Below are 12,150 nucleotides of genomic sequence, written 5' to 3' on the forward strand. Positions count from 1 at the left end.
GAAGCTGCGACGCAAGTTCGTCGGCCTAGCGTGGCTCGACGGACTTGCAGAGAGCTTCAACGTGCAAAACGTTGATCTAGAGCATTCTGCTCATATGTTCTTGCTGCATATTCCCCGCAAAACCGTTTCGCGGTGTTTCTTCGTGACCGTATATCGAGAAAGCTCTGACTTTCATGAGAAGAAAAATCGCAGTCGAACGTAGGACATCTCCTAAATTTTCACTGGTTAAAAAAAACATCAACCGGCGCTGAAATGGCCGGTTCACGGCACTTATACCTGCCGAAATGTCGCATTCGAACCGGCTGGGACGTGGGTTTCAGTTGAAAAATCTCATGCCGATTCGGCATAGGGTAGGCGTTTACGGCATTAGACGGCGCTTCCCCGCATCGGAATAGTTGCGCCTTTTTCGCTGCCAGAGAGCTGTAAATGCTCGCTCGCGGGGACCTTATACGGGGGTTGGTGCAAGACGGCTTCGCAATTGAGCGTTGCAGTTCATGCATCGACCTGAGTCAAACGCAAGTAAGGGTAAAGATATGAAGAAGGCAAAGCTTAGCCTCGCCTGGCAGATCCTCATCGGTCTGGTTCTGGGGATAGCAATAGGTGCACTGCTCAACCACTTCAGCGCTGAAAAGGCCTGGTGGATCAGCAACGTCCTGCAACCGGCAGGCGATATCTTTATCCGTCTGATCAAGATGATCGTGATCCCGATCGTAATCTCCTCGCTGGTCGTCGGCATCGCTGGCGTTGGGGACGCGAAAAAACTCGGGCGTATCGGTCTGAAGACCATCATTTACTTCGAGATCGTCACCACCATCGCCATTCTGGTCGGTCTGGTGCTGGCCAACGTGGTCCATCCGGGCAGCGGCATCGACATGAGCACCCTGGGTACTGTGGATATTTCCAAGTACCAGGCCACTGCTGCCGAGGTTCAGCATGAACACGCGTTCATCGAAACCATCCTCAACCTGATCCCGTCGAACATCTTTGCGGCCATGATGCGCGGCGAGATGCTGCCGATCATCTTCTTCTCCGTGTTGTTCGGTCTCGGTCTGTCGAGCCTGCAATCGGACCTGCGCGAACCTCTGGTGAAGATGTTCCAGGGCGTGTCGGAAAGCATGTTCAAAGTCACCCACATGATCATGAACTACGCCCCGATCGGCGTGTTCGCACTGATCGCGGTGACCGTGGCCAACTTCGGCTTCGCCTCCCTGCTGCCACTGGCCAAGCTGGTCGTCCTGGTTTACTTCGCCGTCGCCTTCTTCGCCTTCGTGGTGCTGGGCCTGATCGCTCGCCTGTTCGGCTTCTCGGTGATCAAGCTGATGCGCATCTTCAAGGATGAGCTGGTCCTGGCCTACTCCACCGCCAGTTCCGAAACCGTGCTGCCGCGCGTGATCGAGAAAATGGAAGCCTACGGCGCGCCGAAAGCCATTTGCAGCTTCGTGGTACCGACCGGCTACTCGTTCAACCTCGACGGTTCGACCCTGTACCAAAGCATCGCGGCGATCTTCATTGCCCAGCTGTACGGCATCGACCTGTCGATCAGCCAGCAATTGCTGCTGGTGCTGACCCTGATGGTCACCTCCAAAGGCATCGCCGGCGTACCGGGCGTGTCCTTCGTGGTGTTGCTGGCCACTCTGGGCAGCGTCGGTATTCCGCTGGAAGGCCTGGCATTCATCGCCGGTGTCGACCGCATCATGGATATGGCCCGTACCGCGCTGAACGTGATCGGCAACGCCTTGGCCGTGCTGGTCATCTCGCGTTGGGAAGGCATGTACGACGACGCCAAGGGCCAGCGCTACTGGAACTCCCTGCCGCACTGGCGCAGCAAGGAAAAGCTGCCGGTTGGTGAAACCTCCAGCAACTAATGCCCGCTCCCACAAGAGCCCCCAACAAACCCCGGAGAAATCCGGGGTTTGTCGTTTCTGCCTACCCCGCTATCATTCGCCGCATCTTCCGGGGGATTTGACTGATGCTTAATGGCCTGTGGCTTGGCTTCTTCATCGTGGCAGCCGTATCGGCGCTGGCGCAGTGGCTGATCGGTGGTAACGCCGGGATCTTTGCGGCGATGGTGGAAAGTATTTTCGCCATGGCCAAATTATCGGTCGAGGTCATGGTCCTGTTGTTCGGCACCCTCACCCTCTGGCTGGGCTTTCTGCGGATCGCCGAGAAGGCCGGGATCGTCGAGTGGCTGGCGAAAGCGCTGGGGCCGCTGTTCCTGCGCCTGATGCCGGAAGTGCCGGCCGGTCATCCCGCCATCGGCCTGATCACCCTGAACTTCGCCGCCAACGGCCTGGGCCTGGACAACGCCGCCACACCAATCGGCCTCAAAGCCATGAAGGCGCTGCAAGAGCTCAACCCCAGTGCGACGATCGCCAGCAACGCGCAGATTCTCTTCCTGGTGCTCAACGCCTCCTCCCTGACCCTGCTGCCCGTGACGATCTTCATGTACCGCGCCCAGCAAGGCGCGCCCGATCCGACGCTGGTGTTCCTGCCGATCCTGCTCGCCACCAGTTGCTCAACCATCGTCGGCTTCCTGACCGTAGCGTTCATGCAACGCCTGCGCATCTGGGACCCGGTGGTGCTGGCGTACCTGATTCCCGGCGCCCTCGCCCTTGGCGGCTTCATGGCACTGCTGGCGACGCTCTCGGCGACCGCGCTGGCGAGCCTGTCATCGGTCCTCGGCAACGTGACACTGTTCGGCTTGATCATGCTGTTTATGATCATCGGCGCATTACGCAAGGTGAAGGTCTACGAGGCATTCGTCGAAGGCGCCAAAGAAGGCTTCGACGTCGCCAAGAACCTGTTGCCGTATCTGGTGGCGATGCTCTGCGCCGTGGGTGTGCTGCGAGCATCCGGAGCGCTGGACTTCGGTCTGGACGGGATTCGTCACCTGGTGGCGTGGGCCGGTTGGGACACGCGCTTTGTCGATGCCTTACCGACCGCATTGGTCAAACCCTTTTCCGGCAGTGCCGCCCGGGCAATGCTGATCGAAACCATGAAGACCGAGGGGGTGGACAGCTTCCCGGCGCTGGTGGCGGCAACGATCCAGGGCAGTACCGAAACGACTTTCTATGTCTTGGCGGTGTACTTCGGCGCGGTGGGCATCCAGCGTGCACGGCATGCGGTGGGCTGTGCGCTGCTGGCGGAGCTTGGCGGGGTGCTGGGGGCCATCGGGGTTTGCTACTGGTTCTTCGGTTAAACGAAAACCCTGTGGGAGCGGGCAAGCCCGCTCCTTTCAGCGGTGGCTTCAGGGCCTCAGCGGCGGCACGACTTTCTGACCCTGCTCCACCGTCCAGGCCACCACCTGCGCCGTCAACTGGTCGCTGGCCTGGCCGAACCCGGCGACCACCGCCGGCACCTTCACATCGCTCAACGGCTGGCGCACTTCAAAGCGCCGACTGGCGAGGATGCGCTGGTCATACCCACGCACCAGCAATGCATCCAGCCGCACGACCACGCTCGCCGTCGTGCCCTGGTATTCGGTCTGGAACGCCTGCAGGTTGCCGCCCAGCTCCAGGTCCGCCTGCAGATTGCTGTCATCGGTGCTGAGCAACGGCACCCGACCGTCACGCTGGAAACCATCGAGCAGACGATTGCGCAGCAGCACCGGCGCCGGGTCGCTCCAGCGGGAAGCCTTGTAGCTGCTGATCAGGTCACCCTGAGGGATCACGGCGATCTTCGGGTTGTTCAAGGCTTCGCTGGTCTGTGGCTTGGCCAGCCGCAACGACCAGTGCAGCGCCGTGCTGTGATTGGCCGGTGCGCCGCTCTGGGCCGAGGGCAACCGGTAGACATCGGATGGCTCGGACTTGGGCAGAATCGAGCAGGCACTGGTCAGCGCAAAACCAACAGCCAAGGCTAACGGGATCAGCTTCATGGCGTGAACTCCTTGTTCTTGTCACTGCCCAGCAGGTAACCGCTGGGGTTGGCCTCAAGCCGCTGGGAAATGGTGCGCAGCGAGCTCAAGGTATCGCGCAACTCACGCACTGCCGGCGCCAGGCCATTGAGGCCCTGCATGCCGTTGTTGAGGGAATCCTGATTAGTGGTGAGCAATGAGTTGAGGGTCGCGCTGCTCTGTTCCAGGGACTTCATGGCTTGCTCGGCACTGCCAAACATCTGCTTGCCCTGATCGTTGAGCAGGCCGTTGGCGTTGCGCATCAGCCCTGCGGTTTGCTCGAGTGTGGCCGAGGCCTGTTTACCGATCGACGCCAGTTGCTGCATGGCCTGACCAATGTCGCCGCGCTGGTCGGCGATGGTGCTGGTGGTTTGCTCCAGATGCTCAAGGGTTTTGCTGATGCGCTCGACGTTTTCCGAAGAAAACATCTGATTGGCGTTCTGCATCAACACGTTCACACCGGTCATCAGATCGTTACTGTCGCTCATCAAACGGGCGATAGGCGAGGGTGATGCCACGATGGTCGGCAAATTGCCGCCCTTGCCCTTGAGCGTCGGACTTTGCGGTGTACCACCGCTGAGCTGAATGATCGAGGTGCCAGTGATCCCGGTCAGCGCCAGTTTAGCCTGGGTGTCTTCCTTGATCGGGGTATCGCCACCCAGGCGGATCCGCGCCAACACCCGGCGCGGATCATTCGGGTCCAGGCGCAGCGTCACTACGTCGCCGACCTTGATCCCGCTGTACTGCACGGCGCTGCCCTTGGACAAACCGCTGACCGCCTCGTTGAAGACGATTTCGTAATCCTTGAATTCGGTGTCGACGCTGGACTTGGCCAGCCACAGACCGAAGAGCAGGGCGCCTGCCACCACTATGACGGTGAACAGGCCGATCAATACGTGATGGGCTCGGGTTTCCATGTCAGACCTCGTTGAGCTGGTTAGCGGCCGTCAGCGCCGCGCGGCCGCGAGGGCCATGGAAGTATTCGTGAATCCACGCGTCGTCGGTTTCCGAAACCTTGTCGATGGCATCCGCCACCAGTACTTTCTTTTGCGCCAGCACCGCCACCCGGTCGGTGATGGTGTAGAGCGTGTCGAGGTCGTGGGTGACCAGAAACACACTCAAACCCAACGCGTCGCGCAGCGTCAGAATCAATTGATCGAACGCCGCCGCGCCAATCGGGTCGAGACCTGCGGTGGGCTCGTCGAGAAACAGAATGTCCGGGTCCAGTGCCAGCGCCCGGGCCAGGGCGGCGCGCTTGATCATGCCGCCAGACAGTGAAGCAGGGTACTTGTCGGCCGCCGACAACGGCAATCCGGCCAATGCCAGTTTCACCGCCGCCAGGTGCTCGGCATCGGTACGGCTCAGGCCGGCGTGTTCGATCAGGGGCAGGGCGACGTTCTCGGTCACCGTCAGCGAAGAGAACAGGGCGCCTTTCTGGAACAACACACCGAAGCGCCGTTCGACCAGCGAACGCTCGTGCTCCGACAGGCTCGGCAAGTTCTTGCCGAAGACCTTCACCAGCCCTTCGCTGGGCTGGCGCAAGCCGACGATGCTGCGCAACAGCACCGACTTGCCGCTGCCGGAACCACCGACCACCGCAAGAATTTCGCCTTTGTACAAATCCAGGTCGAGGTTCTCGTGCACGCTCTGGCTGCCGAAGCGATTGCACAGCCCACGGACTTCGATCACCGCCTCGGAAGGCGCTCGGGGTAGACGACTCACCAGCCCATCTCCATGAAAAACAATGCGGCCACGGCATCGAGGACGATCACCACGAAAATCGACTGCACCACACTCGACGTGGTGTGCGCGCCGACGGACTCGGCGCTGCCGCTGACCTTGAAGCCTTCAAGACAGCCGATGGCGGCGATCAGGAACGCAAAAATCGGCGCTTTGACGATCCCCACCAGGAAGTGCTGAACGCCGATGTCCGATTGCAGCAGCGACAGGAACATCGCCGGCGATATATCCAGCGACAGCGCACACACCACGCCACCGCCGACAATCCCCGACAACATCGCCAGGAAGGTCAGCATCGGCAGCGCCACCAGCAACGCCAATACCCGCGGCACCACCAGCAACTCCATCGGATCGAGGCCGAGGGTGCGGATCGCGTCGATTTCTTCGTTGGCCTTCATCGAGCCGATCTGCGCGGTAAACGCGCTGGCGGTGCGGCCGGCCATCAGGATCGCAGTGAGCAACACGCCGAATTCCCGCAAAAAAGAAAACGCCACCAGGTCCACGGTAAAAATGCTCGCGCCGAAGCTCGCCAGCACAGTCGCACCGAGAAACGCTACCACGGCGCCCACCATAAAGGTCAGCAGGGCGACGATGGGAGCGGCGTCGAGGCCGGTCTGCTCAATGTGCGCGACCATCGGCGTGAGGCGCCAGCGCTTGGGACAAAACAGCCCGCGCGCGATGGTTTGCAGGATCAGGCCGACAAAACCCAGCACCTGCAGGGTGTCCTGCCAGACCGCATCGACCGCGCGGCCGATACGGGTCAGCAGTTGAATGCCGACGCTGATTTCCGGTTCTTTGATCGGCACGCAGAAATCAGTCAGCGAGCAATACACCGTCTGCAGCAAGGCGCGATCGGCGGAGGAAAGGGTGCAATCAGGGTGTTCGGCGGACTTGCCCAGACGCTCGGAACCCAGCAACTCCACCAACAGCGATGCACCCGCCGTGTCCAGGGCACCGAGGCCGTTGAGGTCGATGGGGGTGTTGTTGTCGTATTGGCCACGGAGCTTTTCGCTCAGGTGGCTGAGATCGGCGTAATGAGCGAGCGTCCAGTCACCCGTGACCCGCAGCATGGCTGGGATGTGCGAGGTATCCAGTCGGACACTGCCGGGCGTTGTGCTGCTGGTCATAAGCTCCTGCTTGTTCGGCAATTGCGCAGACCAGATTAATAGCACGAACCGCGTTACTTATCTTTGATGGGTGTGCTGTCCATGACCTTGAAGCGCAGCACGCCGATCAACTGGCCGTCTTCGGTGAGCACCCGAACCTGCCATTTACCCGCGGGATTGCCGGGGAAATTCTGCTTGTGGGTCCAGGCACGGTAGCCTTCCTTACGCCCGCCGTGGATATCCAGAGGGATGCGGTCGACCTCTTTACCGTTGAACATCCAGACGTGATAAATCCGCTCGTCCAGCCCACGTGGGGCATTGATCGCGGTGTAGGCGTACAAACCGTCGCCACGAATCTGCTCGGCGCTGACTTCTTCCAGGCTCTTGCCGGGGGTGCGGTCCTGCATTTGGGTGCTGATCGCCACATCGGTCATCCACAGGGTGGCCGGCGGAACCCAGGAACGCAGCACCCAGCCGACAGCGCCAATACCGACGGTGATGCTGAGGATCGCCAGCGCATTGCGCACGGTCCGAATCGGGAAGATTGACGCCAGGCTCGGGAACGACAGCACCATGGCAATGCCCAGCGCCAGTTTGAAGCTCTGGGAGGTGGTCAGGTGCAGGATGACGGGCAGGGCGGTCAGCAGGGCGGCGAACAGGGTCAGGGTATGCAGCGCCAGGAACGCCCAGCGGCGCGGCGCCAACCACTTGTAGTAGAGCGGGTCGATGATCGAGATCAGCGCCGCCATGCCCAACAACCCCGTGAAAAACAGTTGGCCGCTGTTCCAGGTGGTGGTGATGAAAAAGAACGGCAGGACGAAGAACAGGCTTTCCTGGTGGATCATCTGCGTCGCATAACGCAGCAGGGGCTGGGGTATTTCGCGCTTGAAGACCTTGGCGAACAACTCAGTGAGGCTGTTTTCCAGCATCAGCCAGACCCAGCTGACCAGCATGATGGTGGTGATCCAAGTCGCCAGGCTTTGTTGGCGATCCACCAAGATGAAGCTGCCGACCCCGGATATGAAACCGCCGAGCGCGATGACCCCGGGGTAGCGCTTCATCAATTCCAGGATGCGCTGTATGTACAGGGTCAGAGTCGGCATTCGGCGGTTCACAATAGTCGTGGGAAAAATCCCCGACAGGGTACCGTCCGAGGGGTCCTGTGGCGAGGGGGCTTGTCGGAACGCCGCATCGCCCCGTTCGGCTGCGCAGCAGTCGCAAAATTGGCCGATGTGTGTGCCGGATAAATCGAGATACCCTTTTTAGGGCCGCTTCGCAGCCCAACGGGGGCAAGCCCCCTCGCCACACAAAACCCGTTGCCACATGGAAATAACTACTTTCTGCCGTGAACACGCCAACCCAATGCCCCAAGCACCATCAATCCAAATCCCCCGGCAATCGCCCACATCAACTGGTCATAACTCACCAACGGCTTTTCGATCCGCAAATACCCCGGTTGCAGCAGCAACTCACGCATCGCCTTGTTCGCCTCGGCCAGCGTCACTTCTTGCAGTGCCTTGGCCGGGTTGGTGAAATGGCCATCCTCGTAGTCTCCAAGGGCACTCCAGTAGTAATCCGCCAGGGCGCTGTTGCCTTGCACGGCCCAGGCCTGACGGGCGATGGCGGCCTGCTTGAGGCGGGCGAAGGTGGTGGCGTCGAGACCGTCCTTGAGCAAACCGGCTTTGAGCTCATCCAGCACCTGTTCAGCTGCCGGCACGTCGCCGCGTTCAAGGTCGGCGTTCAGGCTCATGAAGCCCACTCCGCCAAACACCTCACGCTCGGCCGAGGGCCCATAGGACAACCCATGGACCAGACGCAGTTGGCGATAAAGCGCCCAGTCCAGGTAATCCTTGAGCAGATCGAACGTTTCGTCGGGTTGGTCTTCCTGCACCGGCTCCGGTACCAGCCAGTGCAACTTGGCGCCGCCACCGACAAAACCGTGGCTCAGAGTACGCTCGTGGGCCGCGCTGGCCTGGATTGTCGGCAAGGGCAAGTGATCGGCAGGCTCGACGGCTACGAGCGCGCCATACGCCCGTTCCAGATAGGCCGGCAGCAGACGGTCGAGCTCGCCGACCACGATCAGGGTCATGTTGTTGGGCGCGTACCAGGCTTTGCGCACCTTCTCCAGTTGCTCGCGGGTCAGGTGATTGACTTCGGCGCGCTCCGGGCATTTGAGGCCCAGTTCCACCGCCAATTGATTACTGGCGGTGTGGCCCAGGTCCTGGCGATCCAGCCAACGTTGCAGGTGCGAATAATGGCCACCGTCTTCGCGCTCGACCACCTGCTTGGCGACGTTGATCGCGTTGTCGTCGATACGGGTCTGGGTCAGCAGCGCCAACAACAGATCAAGTGCCTTACGCTGGTTTTTCGCCGGTACTTCGATGACGAACGTGGTGTCGGCGTTGCTGGTGTAAGCGTTCCACTCACCACCCAGGGCCTGCATGCGCTCCTCCAGACCACCTTCGCCGGTGGCGTCGATGCCGCTGAACAGCAAGTGTTCGAGCAGATGCGGCAGCTCCTTGTCGGCGCAGCTGAAATCATCCAGACCCACGCCGACTACCAGCCGAATCGCCACATGCCCGCGCTCGGTGCCCGGTTTGAGGACCAATTGCAGACCGTTGGGCAGCGTATAGCCCTCGACCTGAAAGCGATCCAGGGCAAATGAAGGCAGGGCGCCGAGCAACAGACAAGCGAATAGCAGACAGCGCATAACGAGTTTCCGTACGACAGCGTAAGTACAACAGACTTCAGGCAACTGTGGACGTTCAGGGTGAATGAGTGATGTCAGCCAAATCGTCGACCGCCAGAGCACCGGTGTCCGAAGTGCCCAACACCGCATAGGCACTGCTGCAAAACAGCGAATTGAGGCGCCTCATGTCAGCGATCAGCTCCAGATGCAGCGAACTGGTCTCGATGCTTTGCACAATCTTACGGTGCAAACGACTGACATGAGCGTGGGCCAGGCGGCGTTCCTGTGCGCGAAAGCGACGTTTCTCACGCAGTAACTGGCGAGCACTTTCCGGATCGGAACTGAGGAACACCGACAACCCCAGGCGCAGGTTGGCAATCAGCTGGCTGTGCAGGCCCGCCAATTCTTCCAGACCGACCTCGGAAAACGACCGCCGCTGCGCGGTTTTCTGCTGCTGAACCTTGCGCAGCATGCGTTCGATCAGGTCACTGGCCAGTTTCAGGTTAATCGCCAGCTCGATGGTTTCAGCCCACCGTTGGCTATCTTGTTCGCTGAGGTCTTCCCGAGGCATTTGCGCCAGATAGAGTTTGATCGCGCTGTAGAGCGCTTCGACATCATCGGTCAGGCGTCGGATTTCCTGGGTAACGGCGGTCTGTTTGCCACGCAGTACGGCGAGCATGGCTTCGAGCATGTTGTCGACCAGATCGCCGATGCGCAGGGTTTCCCGGGCGGCATTGGCCAGCGCCAGGCTGGGGGTCACCAATGCCGTCGGGTCAAGGTGCCGCGGTTTGGCCGTGCCGTTGATGTCCGGCCGCTCCGGCAGCAGCCACGCACAGAGCCTGGCCATCAGCCCGACGCTGGGCAACAGGATCAGGCAGCGCGCGGTGTTGTAGAGCAGGTGGAAGCCGATGACCATTTCCTGAGCGCTGAAGTCGAAGCTGTCGATCCAGTGCACCAACGGATCAAGCACCGGAATGATCAGCAGCAGACCAATCAGTTTGTACAACAGGCTGCCCAGCGCCACCTGACGGCCGGCGGCGTTCTGCATGCTGGTGCTGAGGAAGGCGAGAACGCCGCTGCCGATGTTGGCGCCGATCACCAGGCCGATGGCCACTGGCAGGCTGATCACGCTGGCACCGGCGAGGGTCGCGGTCAGCAATACGGCGGCCAGGCTGGAGTATGAAATCATCGCGAACAGTGCACCGACCAGCGCATCGAGCAGGATGTCGCCGGTCAGTGAGGCGAAAATCACCTTCACCCCCTGAGCATGAGTGATCGGCGTGGCGGCCTCAACGATCAGTTGCAGCGCCAGAATGATCAGCCCCAGACCGATGCCGACCCGTCCCATCTGCCCGACCCGGGTCTGCTTGCGCGACAGAAAGAAAATCACCCCGAGGAAAATCAGCAGCGGCGACAGCCAAGACAGGTCGAGGGTCAGTACCCGCGCCATCAGCGCGGTACCGACGTCGGCGCCGAGCATGGTCGCCAGGGCGGGGGTCAGCGCCATCAGGCCCTGACCGACAAAAGAAGTGACGAGCATGGCGGTGGCGTTGCTGCTCTGGACCATGGCGGTCACCATGATCCCGGCGATAAACGCCAGCCAGCGCCTGGCCATGTTCTGGCCGATCACATGGCGCAAGTTGGAGCCATAAACCCGCAGGATGCCGGTTCGGACGATGTGCGTGCCCCAGATCAACAAGGCCACGGCCGATAACAAATTGAGCAGGGTGAGCATACAGGCCCCCTGTGGTGGTAGCGCCCCAGCGGGGCAAGTCGACGGTACCGCGTTCTTTTACGTTCTGTACTTAAGCTGTAGTTGGCTAACGGTCTGGACGCCAGCATCGCATAGCTAAAGAAGCGATTGAAACAAAACTGTCATGAAAACAGTTTGATGCAGACATGACAAAGGGGCCCGAAGGCCCCTTTGTCACAGCAGGGTGTTCGGGTTACTGACCCGGAACATCCTTGCGCAGTTTCACCGGCTCTTGCTGTGTACGTTTTTTCGCAATCGCGGTGCGCATCCTGATGTTGATCGCTTCCACTGCCAGCGAGAACGCCATGGCGAAGTAGACGTAGCCTTTCGGCACATGCACATCGAAGGATTCGGCAATCAGCACGGTACCGACGATCAACAGGAAAGACAGCGCCAGCATTTTCAGCGACGGGTGCCTGTCGATGAACTCGCTGATGGTGCCGGAAGCCCACATCATCACCAGCACTGCGACGATGATTGCCGCGACCATGACCGGTACGTGGGACACCATGCCAACGGCAGTGATGACGGAGTCCAGCGAGAACACGATGTCGATGATCGCGATCTGGATAATGGTGTAGAGGAAGTTACCGCCCTTGCCACTTGGCTCGTCGCTGGTTTCATCCTCGCCTTCCAGCGCGTGATACATCTCTTGCGAGCTTTTCCACAGCAGGAACAGACCACCGAAGAACAGGATCAGGTCACGCCCGGAAATACCCTGGCCGAACACTTCGAACAGGTCCGCGGTGAGACGCATGACCCAGGTGATCGACAGCAGCAACAGAATCCGCGTGACCATGGCCAGCGCCAGGCCAAAGATCCGGGTACGCGCCTGCATGTGTTTGGGCATGCGGCTGACCAGGATCGAGATCATGATGATGTTGTCGATACCCAGGACGATCTCCAGGGCGGTCAGGGTGAAGAAGGCAACCCAGATTTCAGGGTTGGTCAGCCATTCCATGTGTATTCC

The 12,150-nt window shown here is 60.4% G+C and carries 10 protein-coding genes; 2 read left to right on the top strand and 8 right to left on the bottom strand.

What is annotated here, in order from left to right:
- Positions 1-533 precede the first annotated feature (533 nt).
- Positions 534-1,865 carry a glutamate/aspartate:proton symporter GltP gene (gene gltP, locus AC1RL4_RS03580; protein ID WP_018927284.1) on the top strand — a complete coding sequence of 444 codons (1,332 nt, stop codon included), beginning with the start codon at positions 534-536 and terminating at the stop codon, positions 1,863-1,865.
- Positions 1,866-1,969: 104 nt separating this feature from the next.
- Positions 1,970-3,199 (top strand): nucleoside recognition domain-containing protein, encoded by a 1,230-nt coding sequence (locus AC1RL4_RS03585; protein WP_019580309.1) that lies wholly within the window; start codon positions 1,970-1,972, stop codon positions 3,197-3,199.
- 48 nt (positions 3,200-3,247) lie between these two features.
- Here AC1RL4_RS03585 and AC1RL4_RS03590 read toward each other — a convergent pair whose 3' ends face one another.
- From AC1RL4_RS03590 to AC1RL4_RS03625, 8 genes are all read right to left on the bottom strand, one after another.
- Entirely contained in the window at positions 3,248-3,874 is a 627-nt protein-coding gene (locus tag AC1RL4_RS03590; protein ID WP_019651219.1) for an ABC-type transport auxiliary lipoprotein family protein, read from the bottom strand.
- Positions 3,871-4,809 carry an MlaD family protein gene (locus AC1RL4_RS03595; RefSeq protein WP_019580311.1) on the bottom strand — a complete coding sequence of 313 codons (939 nt, stop codon included), beginning with the start codon at positions 4,807-4,809 and terminating at the stop codon, positions 3,871-3,873. Before AC1RL4_RS03595 ends, AC1RL4_RS03590 begins: the two co-directional genes overlap by 4 nt.
- A 1-nt stretch (position 4,810) precedes the next feature.
- On the bottom strand, positions 4,811-5,614 hold the full coding sequence (locus tag AC1RL4_RS03600; RefSeq protein ID WP_096481539.1) for an ABC transporter ATP-binding protein: 804 nt from the start codon (positions 5,612-5,614) through the stop codon (positions 4,811-4,813).
- Entirely contained in the window at positions 5,611-6,759 is a 1,149-nt protein-coding gene (locus tag AC1RL4_RS03605) for an MlaE family ABC transporter permease (protein ID WP_096481540.1), read from the bottom strand. The genes AC1RL4_RS03600 and AC1RL4_RS03605 overlap by 4 nt, the downstream gene beginning before the upstream one ends.
- Before the next feature lie 53 nt (positions 6,760-6,812).
- Positions 6,813-7,841 (bottom strand): DUF5924 family protein, encoded by a 1,029-nt coding sequence (locus AC1RL4_RS03610; RefSeq protein ID WP_018927290.1) that lies wholly within the window; start codon positions 7,839-7,841, stop codon positions 6,813-6,815.
- Positions 7,842-8,071: 230 nt separating this feature from the next.
- On the bottom strand, positions 8,072-9,448 hold the full coding sequence (locus tag AC1RL4_RS03615; RefSeq protein ID WP_230174653.1) for a M16 family metallopeptidase: 1,377 nt from the start codon (positions 9,446-9,448) through the stop codon (positions 8,072-8,074).
- Between the two features lie 55 nt (positions 9,449-9,503).
- The gene (locus tag AC1RL4_RS03620; protein WP_230174651.1) at positions 9,504-11,162 is read right to left on the bottom strand and encodes a Na/Pi cotransporter family protein; all 1,659 of its coding nucleotides are present in this window, start codon (positions 11,160-11,162) and stop codon (positions 9,504-9,506) included.
- Positions 11,163-11,373: 211 nt separating this feature from the next.
- Positions 11,374-12,141, bottom strand: coding sequence for a TerC family protein (locus AC1RL4_RS03625; protein ID WP_019580315.1), 768 nt, complete (start codon positions 12,139-12,141; stop codon positions 11,374-11,376).
- Positions 12,142-12,150 lie beyond the last annotated feature (9 nt).

This window comes from Pseudomonas sp. GW822-FHT07A10, from assembly GCF_058798795.1.